At 45.6% G+C, this 21105-nt stretch carries 22 protein-coding genes and 2 tRNA genes; 4 read left to right on the top strand and 20 right to left on the bottom strand.

Annotated features, from left to right (window positions below; genetic code table 11):
• Window positions 1–1892: autotransporter-associated beta strand repeat-containing protein (locus FD968_RS02335; RefSeq protein WP_215367189.1), on the bottom strand; the 1892-nt coding region annotated here is incomplete at its 3' end.
• Between the two features lie 158 nt (window positions 1893–2050).
• On the opposite strand from FD968_RS02335, the gene FD968_RS02330 reads away from it, so the two are divergent.
• Entirely contained in the window at window positions 2051–2317 is a 267-nt protein-coding gene (locus FD968_RS02330; RefSeq protein WP_215367188.1) for a hypothetical protein, read from the top strand.
• Window positions 2318–2417: 100 nt separating this feature from the next.
• On the opposite strand, the gene dnaB is transcribed toward FD968_RS02330, so the two are convergent.
• From dnaB to FD968_RS02300, 6 genes are all read right to left on the bottom strand, one after another.
• Window positions 2418–4871 carry a replicative DNA helicase gene (dnaB, locus tag FD968_RS02325; protein ID WP_215367937.1) on the bottom strand — a complete coding sequence of 818 codons (2454 nt, stop codon included), beginning with the start codon at window positions 4869–4871 and terminating at the stop codon, window positions 2418–2420.
• Between the two features lie 62 nt (window positions 4872–4933).
• Window positions 4934–5386 (bottom strand): 50S ribosomal protein L9, encoded by a 453-nt coding sequence (rplI, locus tag FD968_RS02320; RefSeq protein ID WP_215367187.1) that lies wholly within the window; start codon window positions 5384–5386, stop codon window positions 4934–4936.
• A gap of 13 nt (window positions 5387–5399) precedes the next feature.
• Complete coding sequence (gene rpsR / locus FD968_RS02315) at window positions 5400–5672, bottom strand: 30S ribosomal protein S18 (protein WP_068948002.1); 273 nt, start codon at window positions 5670–5672, stop codon at window positions 5400–5402.
• Window positions 5673–5685: 13 nt separating this feature from the next.
• Window positions 5686–5979 (bottom strand): primosomal replication protein N, encoded by a 294-nt coding sequence (priB, locus tag FD968_RS02310; RefSeq protein ID WP_215367186.1) that lies wholly within the window; start codon window positions 5977–5979, stop codon window positions 5686–5688.
• Window positions 5980–6038: 59 nt separating this feature from the next.
• A complete protein-coding gene (gene rpsF, locus FD968_RS02305; RefSeq protein ID WP_068948000.1) occupies window positions 6039–6413 on the bottom strand; it encodes a 30S ribosomal protein S6 in 375 nt (124 codons plus the stop codon).
• Between the two features lie 123 nt (window positions 6414–6536).
• Entirely contained in the window at window positions 6537–7583 is a 1047-nt protein-coding gene (locus FD968_RS02300; protein WP_215367185.1) for an asparaginase, read from the bottom strand.
• 59 nt (window positions 7584–7642) lie between these two features.
• On the opposite strand from FD968_RS02300, the gene lexA reads away from it, so the two are divergent.
• On the top strand, window positions 7643–8362 hold the full coding sequence (gene lexA, locus FD968_RS02295; RefSeq protein ID WP_215367184.1) for a transcriptional repressor LexA: 720 nt from the start codon (window positions 7643–7645) through the stop codon (window positions 8360–8362).
• A gap of 71 nt (window positions 8363–8433) precedes the next feature.
• On the opposite strand, the gene FD968_RS02290 is transcribed toward lexA, so the two are convergent.
• The 5 genes from FD968_RS02290 to uvrC all read right to left on the bottom strand — a co-directional run bounded on the left by FD968_RS02290 (window position 8434) and on the right by uvrC (window position 11819).
• Window positions 8434–8892, bottom strand: coding sequence for a hypothetical protein (locus FD968_RS02290; RefSeq protein WP_215367183.1), 459 nt, complete (start codon window positions 8890–8892; stop codon window positions 8434–8436).
• Window positions 8893–8977: 85 nt separating this feature from the next.
• Window positions 8978–9051: transfer RNA gene (locus FD968_RS02285), tRNA-Cys, on the bottom strand.
• Between the two features lie 49 nt (window positions 9052–9100).
• Window positions 9101–9176 (bottom strand) — tRNA-Gly (locus FD968_RS02280).
• 116 nt (window positions 9177–9292) lie between these two features.
• A complete protein-coding gene (pgsA, locus tag FD968_RS02275; protein ID WP_215367182.1) occupies window positions 9293–9868 on the bottom strand; it encodes a CDP-diacylglycerol--glycerol-3-phosphate 3-phosphatidyltransferase in 576 nt (191 codons plus the stop codon).
• A 34-nt stretch (window positions 9869–9902) separates the two neighbouring features.
• On the bottom strand, window positions 9903–11819 hold the full coding sequence (uvrC, locus tag FD968_RS02270) for an excinuclease ABC subunit UvrC (RefSeq protein WP_215367181.1): 1917 nt from the start codon (window positions 11817–11819) through the stop codon (window positions 9903–9905).
• Between uvrC and earP the strand changes: the two genes are divergently transcribed.
• Together earP and efp are read left to right on the top strand one after the other, a co-directional pair.
• Complete coding sequence (earP, locus tag FD968_RS02265; RefSeq protein WP_215367180.1) at window positions 11818–12888, top strand: elongation factor P maturation arginine rhamnosyltransferase EarP; 1071 nt, start codon at window positions 11818–11820, stop codon at window positions 12886–12888. The genes uvrC and earP overlap by 2 nt on opposite strands.
• Before the next feature lie 87 nt (window positions 12889–12975).
• On the top strand, window positions 12976–13536 hold the full coding sequence (gene efp, locus FD968_RS02260; RefSeq protein ID WP_215367179.1) for an elongation factor P: 561 nt from the start codon (window positions 12976–12978) through the stop codon (window positions 13534–13536).
• A gap of 63 nt (window positions 13537–13599) precedes the next feature.
• On the opposite strand, the gene nagZ is transcribed toward efp, so the two are convergent.
• The 8 genes from nagZ to lepA are packed head-to-tail and all read right to left on the bottom strand — an operon-like array spanning window position 13600 to window position 20971.
• Window positions 13600–14676, bottom strand: coding sequence for a beta-N-acetylhexosaminidase (nagZ, locus tag FD968_RS02255; protein WP_215367178.1), 1077 nt, complete (start codon window positions 14674–14676; stop codon window positions 13600–13602).
• A gap of 35 nt (window positions 14677–14711) precedes the next feature.
• On the bottom strand, window positions 14712–15104 hold the full coding sequence (acpS, locus tag FD968_RS02250; RefSeq protein WP_215367177.1) for a holo-ACP synthase: 393 nt from the start codon (window positions 15102–15104) through the stop codon (window positions 14712–14714).
• A 13-nt stretch (window positions 15105–15117) separates the two neighbouring features.
• The gene (gene pdxJ / locus FD968_RS02245) at window positions 15118–15870 is read right to left on the bottom strand and encodes a pyridoxine 5'-phosphate synthase (RefSeq protein ID WP_215367176.1); all 753 of its coding nucleotides are present in this window, start codon (window positions 15868–15870) and stop codon (window positions 15118–15120) included.
• Window positions 15871–15882: 12 nt separating this feature from the next.
• Complete coding sequence (gene recO / locus FD968_RS02240; RefSeq protein WP_215367175.1) at window positions 15883–16617, bottom strand: DNA repair protein RecO; 735 nt, start codon at window positions 16615–16617, stop codon at window positions 15883–15885.
• A gap of 6 nt (window positions 16618–16623) precedes the next feature.
• Window positions 16624–17517 (bottom strand): GTPase Era, encoded by an 894-nt coding sequence (gene era / locus FD968_RS02235; protein ID WP_251367664.1) that lies wholly within the window; start codon window positions 17515–17517, stop codon window positions 16624–16626.
• A 44-nt stretch (window positions 17518–17561) separates the two neighbouring features.
• A complete protein-coding gene (rnc, locus tag FD968_RS02230; protein WP_215367173.1) occupies window positions 17562–18353 on the bottom strand; it encodes a ribonuclease III in 792 nt (263 codons plus the stop codon).
• Window positions 18354–18359: 6 nt separating this feature from the next.
• Window positions 18360–19166 (bottom strand): signal peptidase I, encoded by an 807-nt coding sequence (gene lepB / locus FD968_RS02225; RefSeq protein WP_215367172.1) that lies wholly within the window; start codon window positions 19164–19166, stop codon window positions 18360–18362.
• On the bottom strand, window positions 19166–20971 hold the full coding sequence (gene lepA, locus FD968_RS02220) for a translation elongation factor 4 (RefSeq protein WP_215367171.1): 1806 nt from the start codon (window positions 20969–20971) through the stop codon (window positions 19166–19168). The genes lepB and lepA overlap by 1 nt, the downstream gene beginning before the upstream one ends.
• Between the last annotated feature and the right edge of the window lie 134 nt (window positions 20972–21105).

The raw sequence follows: 21105 nt of genomic DNA, 5'->3' as shown, positions 1-21105 counted from the left end.
GAATTATTAAGAATATTTCCTTGTAAGCTGGTCGTGTTACCAGCTAGGGTTCCAGCGGAGACTGTGGTACCCCCACTATACGTATTGGCACCAGATAAAGTAAATGTTCCGCTACCTGTCTTGGTGAGCGCGCCAGTTCCGTCGATAACGCCAGAGTAACTCGTGCTCGCATTGTTTCCCCCTGTTGCAAGCGTTGCACTCCCCAAGGAGGTATTTCCGGCACCAGCTAAAGACCCAATAACTTGTGAGAAATTATTTAAATTTAAGCTTGCGCCAGAATTGACTGTTACTGCACTATTAGGAGACAGTGTATTTGCGGCCCCTGCTTTTATTGATCCAGCGCTAATAGTGGTGGAGCCATTGTATGTATTTGTACCAGAGAGAGTTAAAACACCTGAGCCGGATTTAGTAACGCCACCTGTACCCGTAATATTTCCAGTTAAACCGAGATCATTACCATTGGTATTAATGCTGGCTGCACCTGTAACACCAATATTATTTACAAGAGTTACAGCTGATGCTGCTTGTAGAGTAGTACTGTCTGCCATCGCTAAGCTACCAGTTCCTAGGCCAGCATTATTACCAACCGCAATAGTACCGGCGCTAAGAGTGGTGCCCCCACTATACGTATTGGCACCTGAGAGAGTTAAGGTGCCAGCGCCCACCTTAGTAAGGCTAGAGGCAACCACTGGAGACGCTTGATCTTTAACTACACCGCTGATATTCAACACTGATGTTGCATCTACCGCAACTTGTCCAGTGACTAAGTCATAGCCCACTGAACTAGACAGTACAACATTAGAGCCATTATTGGCATTAATAATATTTAAGCCAGTAATGGCATTATTAAAATTACTATTTGAATAGCCATTAAAAGTTAAAGTTTCCCTAGCGCTATTGGCATTAAAGGCAATTCCGCCATTAATGACTGAGCCATTATTAATATTGAGTGTATTGAAAGCGCCTGTAGGCAATGTTCCCCCAAAATTAATGGCAAGCCCAGAAGATGATCCAATAGTTCCGGAATTCGTGATATTTGCTGCGCCAGAAACATTAATTCCATTTGCACCGGCGCCCAATGCAGAAATAGTCCCGCTATTGGTGATGCCAACAGTATTACGAGTGCTCGTAATACTCATTCCATGCGCTGTACTTCCTGATGTTGTGATAACTCCAGAGTTATTAACCGAATTAGTTCCGGCGACAGAGCTAAATTCGATACCATAAGCAGCGTTATCCTTCGTGGTCGTTAATGTGCCCGTATTCACAATTGAATTGACAACTGAAGTACCTGTTGAGCCTGACATCAAACTAATCGCTGCAGCTGAATTCCCCGAAGTTGAAACGGATCCAGCATTGGTGATTGAATTCCCAGTTGAGCCTGCGGAAGTTGGAGCTACATAAATACCATTTGCGTTTCCGCCAGCAGTAATAATTCGCCCTGATGATGCGTTCAGAACGGTATTACCACCAGTGCTTGATCGATTATTTGCACCAAATGAAATGCCATAGCCATTTGTAAAGCTATTTGAATTCAATACTCCATAGTTAGTAACAGTATTTCCGCTCGCTAAACCTACGGGGGAACCAGATAACTGAATTGTTGTGTATTGAGTAACTGTTGCACTTATACCATCGTAGGCATTTGAACTTAGCAAAGGACTCCCGCCTGGAGGAGGATTGCTAGTTGAATATGTTTGTATTGCAGTTGCTGTAGTTACGGGTGAACCGGAAGTGGCAGCAGTGCTACATGTAATACTTTGATTACCGGTAGTCAAAATTGCAGACGGGCATCCTGCAGCTTGGGCAAAAATAGTTTTAGGAGCTAATACGCCCGTCACAAGTGCTCCAGCGAACCAAATTGGTGCTTTAAGGATTTTCTGCAGGAACATTAGGTAGCCATAAATTAAGAATTAGATGCTAGAAATGATAATTAGCTATAAAGTTAATATCTATTAACCCTAAAGCTAATACCCTTAGGTGGGTTTATTATAAATAATGACCTAAAAGCTGCATACAAAACTTTTCCCTCAACCTAGGAGAATGTCACATGAAGAAAATCATCATTGCTTTAAGTATTGCTTTGAGTTTTGCAGTTCCCACTTATGTATTTGCCGATCAGGCAGCCTGTGAAGCAAAAGCTGTGAGTAAAGATGGCAAGCCGTTATACGGAGCAGCAAAAGATGCTTCGATTAAAAAATGTATGGGCGATGCCAAGCCTAATGATTGTGAAGCTAAAGCGGTTAGCAAAGATGGTAAGCCTTTGTATGGTGCTGCCAAAGATGCATCCATTAAAAAATGTATGGGTGGCAAATAAAATGAGTTAGATAAATTTTATTTATCTCCTTCAGTAAAAAAGCCTCGCACTGCGAGGCTTTTTGTTTATCTACTGTTAAAGATATTGTGTTGACTTATTTCTAGAAAGGCTCGTAACCACCAGAAGAGTATCCAATTGAGCCCATCGCCAAGTTATCGAACTTGGTATACGGACCTTGCCAACTTAATCTCACTGTACCAATTGGGCCATTACGCTGCTTACCGATAATGATCTCAGCCACACCTTTATCGGTGGTGGTATCTGGGTGATAGACCTCATCACGATAAATAAACATGATCAAGTCAGCATCTTGTTCGATAGCACCTGACTCACGCAAGTCAGACATGATGGGACGTTTATTAGGACGCTGCTCAAGACCGCGATTTAACTGTGAGAGAGCAACGACTGGGCACTGCAATTCTTTTGCGAGTGACTTGAGTGAGCGTGAGATTTCTGAAATCTCTGTAGCGCGGTTCTCAGAACCAGAGCCACTCATCAACTGCAAGTAGTCAATTACTACCAAACCTAAAGTACCGCCAAAGTTTCTGGCAATACGACGTGCACGGGCTCGCAATTCAAGGCTAGATAGAGAACCAGTCTCATCAATCAAAATTTGGGTATTGCTTAAACGCGCAATCGCGTCGGTGACGCGTGGCCATTCATCATCTTGCAACTTTCCAGTACGCATACGACCTTGATCAACACGACCAACAGAACCCAATAGACGGGCTGCTAATTGCTCACCGGACATCTCCATCGAGAAGACTACAACTGGTAAACCTTCAGCGAGTGCGACGTTCTCTGCAATATTGAGTGCAAATGCAGTGTTGTGCGTAACAACATAATCATTCGTTACGTAAGTTCTTTGTGGGTGGCTAACTGAAATACATTGCGCCTCAGACATCCTGGAAGGCTCAATACTTTGAAATGAAATTCTACGTTGGCGATCCCAGCTTGCTCTTAACCTTTCAGCCTTTTCAGGCAGAGTAAAAGCTTGAAAACCGGGGCCAAAACTCATATTCAAAACATAAGATAAGCGGCCTTGCTTCTTTTCACCCTTGTAGGTATAGCTCGTTTGCTTTTGTGCTATGGAGCAAAAGCCTCCTAATGACCTAGCTAAAGTTGCAACATCTTCAGATAATTGCTTGCTTGCTGTACAAAAACGAATAGAGCCCCACTTCTCAATCCATCCATCGGTATCCATCAAACCCTGGAGCAATGTAAGACGAGAATTCTTATTGGCCTCAAGATAAGTAGCCGGAATATATTTATCAAAACTCCTGCAACCTAAAACACCTAATTCATCTAAAGCAGCTCTAAAATAATTTGTCTTGATAGCCGCTCTTTGACCATTAGCAGCAATTCTTTCTTTCGAAACTAATCTCCAGTCATATGCATTAGCATGCACTAACTCCATCTCATAGTTCGCAAGCAAATTCATGCGTTCTACAAGCTCAGGTGACTTAGTTGAAAACATGACTGATCTATGAGATAGGGCTAGAGTGCCATCACCTAGCAACGCACCTAAAACCCAAGGGTGAATTGGTAAGGCATTTGAGTGACCAAAATCGCCTGAAACTGGGTCAATCCATAATCTGTTCTTATATCGAACACACTGCAACATTTCCATTAAGCGAGTGGTGTTGATAACTCGTGGCTCGGACCAATCGCGATACATTACCCGCCAGAGATGCTCATCACAGCACTCAGCTTGACGGCCATCTGAAAAAGTGACTTTATAGATCTGCTTTGTGCCTTGTGGATAAATGCCCGTGACCATTGAATGCTGACCATCCACAGAAGCAAGGCGATCACCAAACTTTAAATCGCCCATCAATTTCCAGCCATCAACGGTTTTCACTTTTGCATCCAAAGGCTGCGCTTTACCCATCGAGGGTCTTCCAGCAACAATGACTAAGTCACCTTTTTGTAAACCGCTAGTTTGTTTATCTAAATCAATAAAGCCCGTTGCGATACCGGTGATATCACTTCCGCCTTGACGGTTATAGAGCTCATCAATTCTGGCAACAACTGAGCGCAGTAATGGTTCGATCTCCAAGTAATCGGCTTTGCGACTACCCTCCTCACCAATTTGCAAGATGCGAGACTCCGCTTCATCCAATAGGGTTCGTACTGTACGCCCCTCTGGTACGAATGCTGAGTTAACAATACTGTCAGAGACTTCAATCAAACGGCGCAAAATACTGCGGTCACGAACGATATCGGCATAGCCTTTAATGTTCGCTGCGCTCGGTGTGTTTTGCGCTAATGAATTAAGGTAGTCAATGCTAACCAGATCACCGCCCTGCTCAGACTTAATTGCATCGTGAACAGTAATAACGTCTGCGGGATGGTTATCGCCAACTAAACGTGCAATGACCTTGTAGATCAATGCATGCTCAGGACGATAGAAATCTTTGTCGTTTAAGACTCCACCAAGGTTGTCCCAAGAGGAGTTATCGATCAGTAGACCACCGAGCAGTGATTGCTCGGCTTCTACAGAATGTGGAGGAACTTTCAAAGCCTGCACGACTGCATCCCCAGAACCCGTCATGCCGGGATTCAGCGTAACGGTACGTGAACGGGATTCAGCCATGAGGCTAGTTTACAGACTAATTAAGCTTGCTCGCCAACTACACGAATAGTGATATCCACTACTACGTCGGTATGAACAGCAACCGCAACAGGATGATCACCAACCATTTTCAATGGTCCAGTAGGCATACGGATTGAAGCTTTCTCAATCGTGAAACCTTTGGCTTTCAAAGCATCAGCGATATCGTGGTTAGTTACAGAACCAAACAAGCGACCGTCAACGCCAGCTTTTTGACCGATTTCGAGAACCAAGTCTTTGAGCTTTACACCAACCGCTTCAGCAGCAGCTAATTTCTCAGCAGCTAATTTCTCCAACTCAGCACGACGTGTTGCAAAGTCAGCGATAGCTGCTTCAGTTGCACGACGAGCTTTACGTTGTGGGATTAGGAAATTACGAGCGAAACCGTCTTTAACGCGAACTACGTCACCGAGGTTGCCCAAGTTTGTTACTTTTTCTAAAAGAATGATTTGCATTGAGGGCTCCCAATTATTTTCTATGTTGATCGGAGAATGGCAACAAAGCCAAGAAACGAGCACGCTTGATAGCAGTGTCTAACTGACGCTGATATTTAGCTTTAGTGCCTGTCAAACGAGCAGGAGTGATCTTGGCGTTTTCACCAATAAAGTCCTTCAATGTATCTACATCTTTGTAGTCGATCTGTTCTACGCCAGCAACAGTGAAACGGCAATAACGCTTACGCTTGAACAATGGGTTCTGAGCTGGTTTCTTTTTGAAATCGGGTTTCTTTCCAAACGCCATGATGATTTCCTCTTTAATTTTTCAATTGAATATGGGTAATATGGAAAACCAGTCTTTGATTACGTAGAGTCTTCGGTGCTAAGAATCCTTCAAACACCGCCTCAGCTCCTAAATCCATTTGCTCTAGATCCTTTTGTATTGGACCGATTACTATGGCTTCAACACTCATCTGAATTTTCCTTGCTACCCCTACCTCGTTTGCTTCGCCGCTATGTTCTAGCTGGCAATGCATCACCGGTATTCCTGCAGGTGTAAATCGAATCGCGTCTTTAGATACTAAGATTGCAGTGAGGGTGAAATGATTCAACGCCGCTCCGCTTCTCTAATACGTTCTCTAGTCTGTGTATTCCTCTTCAAATTTCTAACTTATTCCGCTGCTACAGGAGCTTCGGATTGAGCTGATTTGCGTGCCTCTTCGCGCTGCACTTCTTTCATCATGATAGAAGGCTCTGTTTCAGCTTTCTTAGTCTTGATGATGAGGTGACGCAAAACAGCATCGTTAAATTTGAACGCATGCTCGAGCTCTTCCAGAGTTTTCTGGTCGCACTCAATATTCATGCAAACGTAGTGGGCTTTAGCAAGCTTGTCGATCATGTAAGCCATCTGACGACGACCCCAATCTTCAATACGATGAATTTTGCCGCCCGCAGCTGCTAATGTAGCTTTGTAGCGATCGATCATCGCTGGCACTTGCTCGCTTTGGTCCGGATGGACGATAAAGACGATTTCATAATGACGCATCAAACACTCCTTAAGGATGAAGTCACCTGGGCGTCTTGCTAATTTCTGATGGTTTTGAAATTAGCGCCAGTGTGACAAGGTAGTAACAAATTGTAGGTACTGCTCACAACACTTTTTAAACCCTTACCTAAACTCAGGCAAGACCGCTATTCTAGCAAAAAAATCCTGCCAAGTCAGGGATTTAGAGCTGACCACAGCATTTAAAGCTAATTGCAGGGCAATCCTTGCTCTGGGTGCAGAAAGGCCGCCAGCCAACTCGCAGGCAAGCCCGTCTTTTGTGCTTACCGTGGGACCAGCACCTGTGCGAGTGGAACGCACTAGAGCGATACCCTGCTCTTGAGCTTGTTTTAAGGGTCTCAGCCAATTTTCGTGCAATCCACCTAAACCGGTTCCCGCCAGAACTAAACCCTGAACCCCCGCGCTCATCATTGCCTCAATGGGTTGAGCCCTTGCACCAGCATGGCTAGTAAGAATTTCCACCCAGGGCCAAGTCTCAGGAATCGGCAAATCCTCAGTTGAGGCGGCCTGAATTGCCCTAGCCCGAGATAGCCAAGAGGGATTGATTAAGCCTATTGGGCTACTGGGTGAATCTATTAATGGTGCATTGAGAGCCGAGCTGTGGCGTTTTGCCAAATCTCGCGCCAGGCAGACCTTGCCAGCAAATACGGCAAATACCCCTCCAGGACAGTTTTCAGGGGCAGTTGAGGCCCATTTCAAGGCATCCATGAGATTTTGTGGGCCATCAGCTTGGGGTACATTTGAAGGCAGCATAGCGCCAGTTAATACCACCCTTTTGCCTAATTTTTCAGCAAGCTTGCCGCAGGTAGCATGCAAGAAAAACCCAGTCTCTTCTATGGTATCTGTGCCGTGAGTAATAACGATCCCTTGTACGGCAGAGTCTTGAATAGACTCCTTTACAGTATTGCCTATCTGGGTTAGTAGCTCTTCACTAAGATCGCGACTATCGATGTTGGCAAGCTGTTCAGAGACGAACTTTACGGACCCCGGAATACCCTCTTGGATTCGGGCCAAAAGCGCCTCTATACCCACTTGCCCCGCTTGATACGCGCTTGGGTTGGCTGGGTCTTGGGCTAAGCCAGCGATAGTGCCGCCAATACCCAAAACCAAGATATGGGGGGTATTTTCAGGATTGCCATTAATCGTGCTCATACCCCATTATCCCCCTTAAATTGCTTGAATTCTGAAATAGTGCTGTATACAATCCCAGTATGGACATAAATACAGTCGATTTTCATGAGGAGCTGACTGCCCTCCCCAAGCTCACTGCACGCCAGAGTGAGATTTTGGAACTTATCACCAAAGCCATTGATGAGAGCGGTCTACCACCGACTCGCGCAGAGATAGCCACACAGCTGGGATTTGCTTCTGCAAATGCTGCTGAAGAACATTTGCGTGCACTCGCCAAAAAAGGTTATATCGAATTAACGCCAGGCACCTCTCGCGGCATTCGTATTCCACAACGATTTAACCAAACACAACATTCGAATAAATATCGTCAACTGTCTTTACCATCAGGCGCGTTACAACAACTCACACTTCCGTTAATCGGTCGCGTTGCTGCAGGTTCACCAATCATGGCAGTTGAGCATATTGAGAAACAAGTACCGATTGACCCAAGCCTGTTTAGCAAAGGTGCTGATTACTTATTAAAAGTAAAAGGCATGAGTATGCGTGATGCAGGCATTTTGGATGGCGACTACTTGGCTGTTAGAAAAACCACTGAGGTACGCAATGGCGATATCGTGGTTGCACGTCTTGATGATGAAGTCACGGTAAAACGCTGGCAACAGAAGAAGACTGCCAATGGCATGGTGATCGAGTTGCAGGCTGAAAACCCAGACTTTAAAAATATTGTGGTTGATGGTCGTCAACCAAACTTTGCAATTGAAGGTCAAGCAGTCGGCCTAATCAGGGCTGAAGGTCTCTGAGGTAGAGATTCATTTACCAAATAAAAAGGCCTCCAGTGGAGGCCTTTTTATTTCTGATTGTTTCTTACCAATTATTTCTTACTTGGCGCCACTACGTTAGCATTCTTCGGTGATGAAGTGATGGTGATGAGTGTTTTAGGTCCAGTCATGGAACCTTCATTCAATTCCACAGTAGCAGTGCGATCACCTTTGGTAAATACCAAAATACTGGTTTTCGATTTCACGGCACTTACTGTTGTCCACCCAGCGCGCGGATACTCAGACTGGAAGAAGGCATAAATATCAGTTGGTGTTTGCACCCCAGATAAAACAACACGGCCCACCCAGTTATCACCACGTCCAATAATTAATGAATCAGCGCCAATAATTTTTGAAGCTGCAGGTAAAGGCATGTCCCCCAAGAGTTGGGATTGAATTTCCTGGACTTCTTGTGGCGTGCCTGTAGGTGAATCACCAGAAGAAGCGCAAGCAGCCAAGCCCGCTATAAACAATGCGAGGAGGCTAATTTTAAAAGTGTGAATTTTGATCATTTTTCGCTTTAAAAAAGTGATGCGACTTTCTGAAACATTCTGAAAGTATTTTAGGTGCTACACCTATTTCGTCAAGCGAAATCACTGGAGGCGCGTGAGGGAATCGAACCCCCGTACGAAGCTTTGCAGGCTCCTGCCTAACCACTCGGCCAACGCGCCACATACCTGAATCAAAAATGGGAAGCTTTTTAGGGCTTCCCATCGAACTTGGAGCGGGAAAGGAGGTTCGAACTCCCGACCTATACCTTGGCAAGGTATCGCTCTACCAGCTGAGCTATTCCCGCATAACAGGGCGATAGTTTAACAAACAATCCAAAAGAAAGCATTATTCCCCGTGAAAAGGAAAACTTTAGGAATTAAAACAGCCCGATAAGCCTTTATAAATAAGGACCGAAGGGAATTAGTCTATTTTGCCAGCCAATTGCGGCAAGGCTTTTTTCAGGTAATAAAACATCGACCAAAGCGTTAAGAATGCAGCCACCCAAATTAACCAAGTACCAATCTTGGCGCAGTCGAGCCAGCCGAATAAGGTGTCATTCAGTAGTAAAAAAGGAATCGCAACAAGCTGAGCGGTTGTTTTTAACTTACCCACCATATGCACGGCGACACTCTTACCAGCCCCAAGCAAGGCCATCCATTCTCTGAGTGCAGAGATTGTGATTTCGCGACCGATGATGACCAGGGCAACCCAAACCTGAACTCGATCCATATTCAAGAGAACTAACAATGCAGCCGCAACGATTAATTTATCCGCAACGGGATCTAAAAACTGACCGAAAGCAGACTCTTGCTTTAAGCGACGCGCAAGAAATCCATCCAACCAATCAGTAATAGCAGCAAAGATAAAGATTATTGCCGCAATCAAATTCTTCTCAAATGGGGTAAACCAAGTATTGGGGAGATAGAAAATCGCTACCAGCAATGGAATTGCTGCTACACGTAACCAAGTTAGAGCGATCGGTACATTGAATGGCATTGGCTAAGCATAAACCAAATATGATCAATAACTACTAGTGTAATTGGCGATAAATTTGTTCAGCCAAAGTAAGCGATACCCCTTCTACACTGGCAATCTCTTCAATACTGGCATTAGCAACCCCCTTGAGCCCCCCAAAACGCGCTAATAACTTCTGACGTCGCTTTGCGCCAATGCCCTCAATCTCCTCTAATCGAGAAACAGTTCTAGCTTTGGCGCGCTTGGCACGCATACCTGTAATTGCAAAACGATGGGCCTCATCTCGAATCTGCGCAACCAACAAGAGCGCTGCGCTATCAATACCCAGCTCCAAAGGCTCGCGGCCATCAGCAAAGATCAAGGTTTCTAACCCAACCTTACGACCTTCACCTTTAGCAACACCAACAATTAAGCCTACGTCCATACCAAATTCTGAAAGCACTTGCCTTGCCATTTCGACCTGACCTTTGCCGCCATCAATCAAAATGACTTGAGGCATTTTTTCTGGGGGGAGTTCTTGGAAGTTAGCGTAGCGTCTTTGCAAGACTTGACGCATCGCTGCATAGTCATCACCCGGTGTGATGTCATTAATATTGAAGCGACGATACTCGCCTGATTGCATTGTATTCTTGGCATACACCACGCAGGACGCTTGTGTTGCTTCGCCAGAGGTATGACTGATATCAAAACATTCGATACGTAGGTGCTCAAGACCCTCAAGATCTAAAGCCAAAATATCTGCTAATGCGCGTGCTCTAGCTAACTGACCACCTGTCTCTACTAAGCGTTTTGTTAATGCCAGCTTAGCATTGCCTTCTGCCATAGCCAGCCAATGGCGACGTTGACCCTGAGGCTGATGTAAGAAGGTAATTTTTCTACCAGCCTGTGCATTCAATAAATCATGAAGATCTTCGGGAGGCGCTTCATTTGATTGAGTCACATCATCACTCACAGAATGTAAAGAATGATTCAACACCAAAACTGGTGGAATTAGATTCGTCGTTGCGCCTTCTTTTTCGCTCGCATCTTCTAAATAGTGTTGCGCAATAAAGGCTTCAAGTATTTCCGCAGGGGGTGGGAGCTCCCCTGAGGCTGTTCGCAAGCCTTTAGGGAAATAGGCTCTATCACCCAAGTGGCGACCACCGCGTACCATGGCGAGATTCACACAAACCATGCCTTCCATTTGCGCGACAGCAATGATGTCAACATCACCCTCACCCTCGGCAACCGTATCCATTGCCTGCTGTTGCAGAACACTTGAGAGATCTGCAATCCGATCACGAAGTACCGCGGCCATTTCAAATTCCATCGCCTCGCTATGCGCATGCATTTCTTTTTCGAGCTCTGCAAGTACACGACTGTGATCACCCTCTAAGAAGCGTGTTGCTTGTGCCACATCTTGACCGTACTGCTCAACACTAAGACGACCTACACAGGGAGCACTACAGCGATGAATCTGATGCAACAGACAGGGGCGGCTACGATTTTTAAAGACAGAGTCTTCGCAAGTTCTGAGGCGAAATACTTTTTGCAGAATCTGAACGCTATTACGTACCGCCCAGCTATTTGGAAAGGGTCCAAAGTAATGATTGCGCTTATCGACCTTGCCACGATAAGAGGCTAAGCGCGGGAACTGATGTCCCGTTAACATTACATAAGGGTAAGACTTATCATCTCGAAATAAAATATTGAATGGTGGAGCCAACTCTTTAATGAGATTGTTCTCTAGAATGAGGGCTTCCGTTTCAGTCCGTGTTACCGTTGTCTCATAGCGAGCAATTTTGCCCACCATGAGTGCTATTCGAGGTGATAACTGCTTGCTTTGAAAATAACTGGATACACGCTTTTTAAGGTTGCGAGCTTTGCCAACGTACAGAATGTTCCCCGCCTCATCAAAGAAGCGATATACCCCCGGTAATCCGGGTAGCCGTTTAACGTCCTGCTGAAGGGTTTCAAAAAGCGAATTGCTCATGCGTTGGGATATTTTCTGCCAAATCGTAGATAACTATGGTGATGCCGGTGTTTGCTGGCGCCTAGCCCGAAGCTTATCAAGTCTTCATGGCCAAGAGGTGCGTATTTTTTGCGACGACCTACCAACCCTGAATTTACTCGCTTCTGGTGTAGACCCCTCAATTAAAGACAACATTGATATCCAGCCCTGGGAAGGGAGTTACAGCAATGCAAGGCACCCCGTCCACACTCCTGATGTCGTCATCGAGGCCTTTGGATGTGAGTTACCCGAGCGCTATTTAACTGGTTTATTCATAGCCCCAGTCAAACCCCTGATTATCAATCTTGAATATCTCAGCGCTGAACCATGGATTATGGATTTCCATGCAAAGGCATCACCACAATCTCATGGCATACCCAAGTATTTTTTCTTTCCAGGATTTCAAGTTGAAGCTGGTGGAATATTGGTCGACCCAATTCCACCAGTTGGCACAACAGTAGCCAACCAAATTCCAAACGATTTAAATGAAATTTGGTCTGAGCTGCGTAGTAATGCAAAACGCGTCAGCATATTTTGCTACCCAGGCGCCCCTTTGCGAAAGTGGCTAGAGGACTTAAGCGGTCTTGGTGAGGATATCGATGTCTTGCTGACGCATGGACATACTGAGCTCCTTAATCTTTATGGTGAGCATGCATTTGAATTGCCAGCCAATATCCAATTATTATCAATGCCATTTGTTTCTCAAGATGACTATGACTGGGTGCTCTCGCAATGTGATTTCAATATCGTTCGTGGCGAAGATTCTTTTGTTCGTGCGCAATTAGCAGGCAAACCATTTATTTGGCATATTTATCCACAAGAAGATCGCGTTCATGAAGTCAAGTTAGCTGCCTTTTTAGACCTTTACCTTCAAGATGCCAATCAAGAATTGCGCCTTGCAACGATTGCTGCCATGACCTGGGCAATGCCCAGTGAATGGTTTGGCACCCTAGATACTTGGACTGCCCATTCAGAGGCATGGCGCACCCAATTACTCGAAAACCAAGGGGATGGGGGCTTAGCCGCCCGCCTATTGCGGTTCGTAGCCTAAGACCAAGCAATAAAGACTTGCGGGCGGTTACAATCTTGTTTTTGATAAAAACCGCAGAAAAATCAATCTGCACCCAGGAATAGCAAGATGAAAACAGCACAAGAACTCCGCGTTGGTAACGTCGTCATGATTGGCACCGATGCCATGGTCGTTTTAAAGGCCGAATACAGCCGCTCCGGCCGCAACTCTTCAGTTGTGAAAATGAAATTTAAGAATTTATTAACTGGCGCGCCAAACGAAGGCGTTTACAAAGCTGATGACAAATTCGATGTAGTGATCCTCGAAAAGAAAGATTGCACTTATTCTTACTTCGCAGACCCGATGTATGTTTTCATGGACGGTGATTACAACCAATATGAAGTTGAATCAGAATTCATGGGTGACGCATTGAACTACCTCGAAGAAGGTATGCCTTGTGAAGTAGTGTTCTACGAAGGTAAGGCACTCTCAGTTGCAATGCCTAACTCATTGGTGCGTGAAATCACTTACACTGAGCCAGCTGTTAAAGGCGATACCAGCTCAGGCAAAGTATTGAAGACAGCAAAATTGGCTACTGGCTATGAATTGCAAGTACCCTTGTTCTGTAACACTGGTGACAAGATCGAAATCGATACTCGTACAGGTGAATACCGTAGCCGCGCTAACTAATTAGCACACTATAGATGTTCAAAAGCCCGGCATGCCGGGCTTTTTTAATGCTTACCAATTTGCTTAAGCAATCAAATTAAATTGCTTTAACAAACCTTTAGCATGTTGATACTCCAATTCTTTTTGCAAGGCATCCCAGGTTGGAGATGGGGAGCTCGGCATGAGACGATTTAGGCGAGTGGCAGATTCGGCTTGCTTTGCCTTTGATACCTTCAATTGACTAAGCAACTGATCTGCTAAGTCAGGGCGGTTACAGATCAGCACTGCATCGCAACCAGCGTCTAAGGCCATTTCAGCCCCCTTCACTACCGAACCAGCAACACTTGCACCCTCCATAGAGAGATCGTCGCTAAAGATTACACCCTCAAAACCTAATTCCTGACGCAAGATAGAGTGCAACCAAATCTTGGAGAAGCCCGCAGGGTTTTGATCGACTTTAGGATAAATCACGTGTGCCGGCATCACTGCAGCCAAACTTAAATCCAGCCACTCATAGGGCTTAGCATCATCATTAAGAATGTCTGCCAATGAACGCTCATCTACCGGAATGGCTACATGAGAATCCGCCTCAGCCCAACCATGACCTGGGAAATGTTTGCCGCAGTTTGCCATTCCACCAAGACGCAACCCTTCATTCAAGCTCTTAGCCAATGCAAACACAATTTGTGGATCTCGACTAAATGAACGATCTCCAATGACACCGCTACGACCAAAATCCAAATCTAAGACTGGCGTAAAACTAAAATCCACACCACAGGCACGAAGTTCTGCAGCCAATATATATCCACAAGCAGTCGCAGCAGCCATTGCCAGTGCGGCAGATTCAGCCGCGTGAGTCGATTTGCTTTTAGCGCCCCATAACTCGCCGAGCTTACGCATGGCCGGCAAATGGGTAAAGCCATCCGTCTTGGCGCGTTGTACTCGGCCGCCTTCATGGTCAATGGAGATCAATACATCGGGACGTAATTTTTTAATATCAGCCGTTAATTTTGTGAGTTGCTTGCGATTGGCGAAGTTTCTACCAAACAAAATAACGCCGCCTGTTAGAGGATGCAAGATACGGCGACGATCTTCTGCATTTAAGACCTGACCCACTACATCAAGGGTAACTGGTCCCGGATTCATCGTCGCTTTACTCATTTCTTCCTCTATCAATTCTAGATTTTTGAACTTTTTTATCTCTGCGTAACGATGACATGGGCTATTGCCATATCCTGCTCGTCACTCACCGTCACTTGCGCTTCCCAATTTTTTTCTTGCATAAACTGTGCAAGCGCACCTAGGTAGCTTGTTACCGGCTTACCACTAGGCTCATTTAAGGTTTGCAGGGAACGCCAAGTCATAGGCATTCTCATTCCCAAGCCAATCGCTTTTGAGAAAGCCTCTTTCGCTGCAAAGCGTGTCGCTAAAAAAGCAATGCCACGTTTGTGATTTCTGGCAAGGCGGCGTTTGAAGACCAACATTTCATCTGGGCCCAAAATCTTTTCCGCCAAACGACCATTGGTGCGATCATAAGCAGCCTGTAAGCGCCCAATCTGCAAAATGTCTGTACCGATACCAATGATCATGTGGATGTTATCTCTAGGACTTAGCTCTACCTTGAGCCATCAAGGATTTCATATCGGTGATGGCTTTTTGCCAACCCTTAAACAATGCCTCAGCCACAATGGCATGGCCAATATTTAATTCTGATAGTTCTGCAATAGCAGCTACCGCCATCACATTGCCTTCATGCAAACCATGGCCAGCATTAACTCTAAGTCCAATACCTTTACCGAACTGAGCGGCTTTACGAATACGCTCCAATTCTGTTTTTTGTTCTGCGCCTGATAAATCAGCATATCGACCTGTGTGCAACTCAATCACGGTAGCCCCAATATCTTTAGCTGCCTGTATTTGCTTTTCTTCTGGATCGATGAATAGCGAAACCCGAATACCAGCATCTTGCAATTGCTTAGTAGCAGCTTTGACTGCATCAAAGTGCCCCACAATATCTAGCCCACCTTCAGTGGTAACTTCTTCGCGCTTCTCTGGTACCAAACAGACATCGTGCGGCCTTACCTTGCAAGCAATATTCAGCATCTCAGGAGTAACAGCACACTCCAGATTCATCCGAGTCTTAATGAGAGGACGTAATGCTAACAAATCAGCGTCTTTAATATGACGGCGATCTTCACGCAAATGCAAGGTAATTAAATCCGCCCCAGCTTCTTCAGCCAAGTGCGCCGCCTTGAGCGGATCAGGATAGATCGTGCCACGCGCATTGCGTAAAGTAGCAACGTGATCAATATTGATGCCGAGTTCTAGGGCGGGTTTGGCTACTAGGGCTGTCATGTCTCTAGATTACTAGATTTTCTTCAAATCAATCAAAATTTGACGGGTCGTCAAGACTTGATCCTGCAAATGCAGACCCAAGAGAAAACGCATTAACTGCTTACTTTCAGATAGTGTCTCTGGATCAGAAAAATCACCGGCAGCAATAGCCAGTAAAGATTGGCCTTTCAGGACCGGCCAGTGGCCAGGATCATCTCCTTGAGCTGGACGCACACCTCGCTCTGGCTGGTAGACATATTGAGTTTGAGCATCAGGAGCTTGGTTCGTTTCTACGCAACGGTCTAAGGCAGCGGCATAACCTGTCTCTTGCAATAAAGATAACTCAAAGGGGCGGAGGATTTCTTCTAGGCCCTTAGATTCAAATTCGAGATTCGATAAAGCATTAATAGTATCTGCGTAACGATCATAGAGTTTTTCGTACTCATCCTCGCGCGCCAAAAACTTCACCAGCAATTCATTGAGATAGAAGCCACAGAGCAGAGCATCGCCAACTAAGGAAGGCATACCACCAACCCACTCTGATTTGGTGAGCGTGCGTAACTCAGACTTCCCGCTCCAGGAAACTAAGAGCGGCTGAAAACGTTGCAAGACTGGACGCAATGTTGAATGCGGGCGTTTAGCTCCCTTGGCAATCAGGGCCATGCGGCCATACTGCCGCGTAAAGACGTCCAGAATTAAGCTGGTCTCTTTATAGGGAATGCTATGCAAAACAAAGGCAGGCTCGTCAGCAACGCGAATCGAGGCCATAGAAATTTATTCCAGACCCTGCGCCCGTAATTCAGCGCGATCATCTGCCCAACCACGCTTGACCTTGACCCAAGTCTCCAAAAAGACTTTGCCATCAAAGAGCTTTTCCATATCGATGCGAGCATCCGTAGAGATCTTCTTCAAGCGTTCGCCTTTTTGACCAATGATCATAGCCTTATGACTATCGCGGTCTACCAAAATGGTTGCAGCAATACGGCGCATCTTGCCATCCATCTTGAATTGATCAATCACTACAGTAGAGGTGTAAGGCAACTCTTCACCAGTGAAACGAAATACCTTCTCGCGCAATATCTCAGCGGCTAAGAAACGTTCGCTTCGATCGGTAATGGTATCGCCATCATAGACTGCTGGCGCCTCAGGTAGATAGCCCTCAAGCACATCTAAAAGTCTTTCGATATCGCCAGGGCTCTTTGCACTCATAGGCACGATTTCTGCAAACTCACACTTTTGATCTTCATGGCCACCCAACTCACACCAAGGCTTAGACATTTCCTTCATAAAATTGAGTAGGGCTTGATCACGCTCCGATGGAGTCTGAAAGCGACTATTAAATAAGTCCAACTTGTTTAATACCAGCACTACCGGCAGATCATCTGGTAACAGCTTCAATACCTTTTTATCGTCTTCGCCAAAGTAACCCGCCTCGACCACAAAGCAAGCCACGTTTACGTCTTGTAATGCAGTAGTTACAGTGCGGTTCAATGCCTTGTTGAGGGTATTCATCAAGCGCGTCTGGAAACCAGGCGTATCAATAAAAATAAATTGTGCCTCTTCGCGATTCTGAATTCCTAAGATGCGATGACGTGTTGTCTGCGCCTTACGTGAAGTAATGCTGATCTTTTGACCAACCAATGCATTGAGCAGTGTTGATTTGCCCATATTGGGACGCCCAACAATGGCGATAGTGCCGCATCTAAACACGATTAGCCCTTTAGCTTGAGGTTTAACTGCTCTTCGGTCGCTTCTTTCTTTGCTGCTTTTTTCTTGGCTGACCGGGTTTTCTTTGGTTTACGAGATTCTTGAGGCAATGCTTTCAAGACCGCAGCCAACGCTGCCTTAGCAGCTGATTGTTCAGCAGCACGGCGAGATGCACCTTCACCTTTGACGGAGATCTTGAGGCTTGGTATCAAACACTCCACTTCAAACTGTTGATTATGTGCAGCACCACTAGTACCCGTTACGTTATAGGTTGGCAATGGTAACTGGTAACTTTGCAGACATTCTTGCAAGAGCGTTTTATCGTCTTTACCTAATGTCTTGGGATCTACCTGCGTGAGAATAATCGTATACAGTTTGCGCAAACAGGTTTTTGCTGCTTCAAAGCCACCATCCAAAAAGATGGCACCTGTTACTGCCTCTAGGGTATCTGCCAAGATAGATGGCCGACGGAAGCCGCCACTCTTAAGCTCACCCTCGCCTAAGCGCAGATAGTCTGACAAAGAGAGAGTTTGGGCAATCTCATACAAGGCTTGTTGTTTGACCAAATTTGCGCGCACACGAGAAAGGTCGCCTTCATCTAAATCGGAGTAACGCTCGTATAGCAAGTCAGCTACAACACAATTGAGAATGGAGTCGCCCAAAAACTCTAAGCGCTCGTTGTTTTTCTTGCTATGACTGCGGTGAGTCAGAGCCTGATTTAAGAGCTCAGGCTTCTTGAAGGTATAGCCAAGGCGCTCTTGAAGCGGTGCGGTTTCGATGACAGCGCGCGCGTTCATGCTCTTTTACTCAAAGCCACCAATGCGACCTAGATTGCCTAGGTTAAGCCATACAAAAAATGCTCTACCCACAATATTCTTATCGGGCACAAAACCCCAATAACGAGAGTCGGCACTGTTATCACGGTTATCTCCCATGGCAAAGTAATGCCCCTCAGGCACTTTGCAAGTCAAACCACTTGGCTGGTATTGACAGAATTCAGCACCTGGAAAACGTTCTGTTGGAAAGACGGTTGCTGGACGATCTGGATCATTCAGAATCTCATGGCGATTGCCACCCAAATCTACTGGGAATGTTTCTGTGAAACGCTTGGCATAGCGCATATTCTCGGGATCGAGATAGGACTCGCCACCACTGTACTGTAAAGGCTGACCATTAATTCTTAAGCGTTTATCTTCATAGGTAATCACATCGCCTGGCAAAGCAACGACACGCTTGATGTAGTCCACAGACTCGTCGCGTGGGTAGCGAAACACAATAACATCGCCACGCTTAGGAGTTCCTAGATCAACTACTTTCTTATTTATCACTGGTAAACGAATGCCGTAGGTGAACTTATTCACCAAAATGAAATCGCCAATTTGTAATGTTGGGATCATCGATCCTGATGGAATCTTGAAGGGCTCAACAATGAAAGAGCGCAATACAAATACTGCGCAAATGACTGGAAAGAAGCCTGCGGTGTACTCCAACCATAAAGGCATACGATCAACACCAGCCACTTTTCTTTGTGGGGCAAAGTACATCTTATCCGCAATCCAAGCGATACCTGACACGATTACCAGAATGAAGAGAATAAGAGCGAAGTTCATTAATCTTCTACCTGCAAAATAGCCAAGAAGGCCTCTTGTGGAATCTCGACGTTACCCACCTGCTTCATGCGCTTCTTACCTTCTTTTTGCTTCTCTAATAGCTTACGCTTACGGGAAATATCACCACCGTAGCATTTAGCCAATACGTTCTTGCGTAATGCTTTGACGTTTTCACGAGCAACAATATTGCTGCCAATAGCTGCCTGAATAGCTACATCAAACATTTGACGGGGAATAATGCCCCGCATCTTAGAAACCACTTCACGACCGCGATGTTGGCTATTGCTTCTATGCACAATCACGGAGAGCGCATCAACACGATCGCCATTAATCAAGATATCAACTTTGACCACATCTGCTGGACGATATTCTTTGAACTCATAATCCATCGAGGCATAGCCGCGAGAGATGGATTTAAGACGATCAAAAAAGTCGAGGACGATTTCTGCCATGGGTAATTCGTAAGTAAGTTGCACTTGGCGACCTAAATAATTCATCCCTGTCTGAATACCGCGTTTACCAACGCACAAGGTAATCACAGAACCCACATACTCTTGCGGCATATAGAGATTGACAGTCACAATCGGTTCCATGATCGTATCGACCTTGCTGGTCTCTGGCATCTTAGAAGGGTTGTCGACCATCAAGATGGTGCCATCGGATTGTTGTACTTGATACACCACAGTTGGTGCAGTCGTAATCAAGTTCATGCCGTACTGGCGCTCTAAACGCTCTTGCACGATCTCCATATGGAGCAATCCTAAGAATCCACAACGAAATCCAAACCCTAAAGCTTGCGATACCTCTGGCTCATATAAAAGAGAAGCGTCATTTAACTTAAGCTTCTCAAGTGATTCGCGCAATTGATCATACTCACTGGCTTCAACGGGATAGAGGCCAGCAAACACTTGAGGCTTCACTTCTTTAAATCCAGGCAGAGGCTCAGTAGCGGGAACTCGCCCTTGCTGTCCAGGAGAATGCGTCACAGTGTCGCCAACTTTGGCGGCTTTTAATTCCTTAATTCCAGCAATCACAAATCCCACTTGACCCGCAGATAACTCTGGGCGATCAACTGACTTTGGACTAAATACACCGACGTGCTCAACTAAATGACTTGAGCCATTTGCCATTAAGGTAATTTTTTCTTTTGGCTTTAAGGTGCCATTCACTACGCGAATCAGCATGACGACGCCAACGTAGTTGTCAAACCAAGAATCAATAATCAATGCTTGCAATGGATCTGCCGCATTGCCTTTTGGTGGAGGCACCTTAGCAATCATTTCTTCGATCACATCTGCAACACCCATGCCTGTTTTGGCTGAGCAAGTAACAGCTTCTGATGCATCAATACCAATCACGTCTTCGATTTCTTTTTTTGCGCGCTCAGGATCGGCTTGCGGCAAATCAATTTTATTAAGCACCGGTACGACTTCAACACCCAACTCCAGAGCCATGTAACAGTTGGCAACGGTTTGTGCCTCAACACCTTGACTGGCATCAACTACCAATAAAGCACCCTCACAAGCAGATAAAGATCGACTTACCTCGTACGAGAAGTCGACATGCCCTGGAGTATCAATCAGATTGAGGTTGTAAATCTTGCCGTCTTTGGCTTTGTAATTTAAGGCCGCTGTTTGAGCCTTGATGGTGATTCCGCGTTCACGTTCAATATCCATTGAATCGAGAACTTGGGCTTCCATTTCGCGATCAGAAAGGCCGCCACAAAGTTGAATAATGCGATCCGCAAGCGTAGATTTGCCGTGATCAATATGGGCGATGATAGAAAAATTGCGGATTAAATCCATAGCGTCTTATTTAGTGATTCGAAAAACGCCTTGTCAGAACGCACCACAATGATGCGCTGCAAAAAGTCGTCTTAAAGTGATTGTAATGGGTGGCGCCCAGAAGGCGCCGAACCCCATTTTTTAGCCTAAAAAGG

Source organism: Polynucleobacter sp. AP-Titi-500A-B4 (assembly GCF_018688095.1).
Classification (GTDB): domain Bacteria; phylum Pseudomonadota; class Gammaproteobacteria; order Burkholderiales; family Burkholderiaceae; genus Polynucleobacter.
Note: the sequence above shows the minus strand (reverse complement) of the source record. Positions and strands in the feature narration are given on the sequence as shown.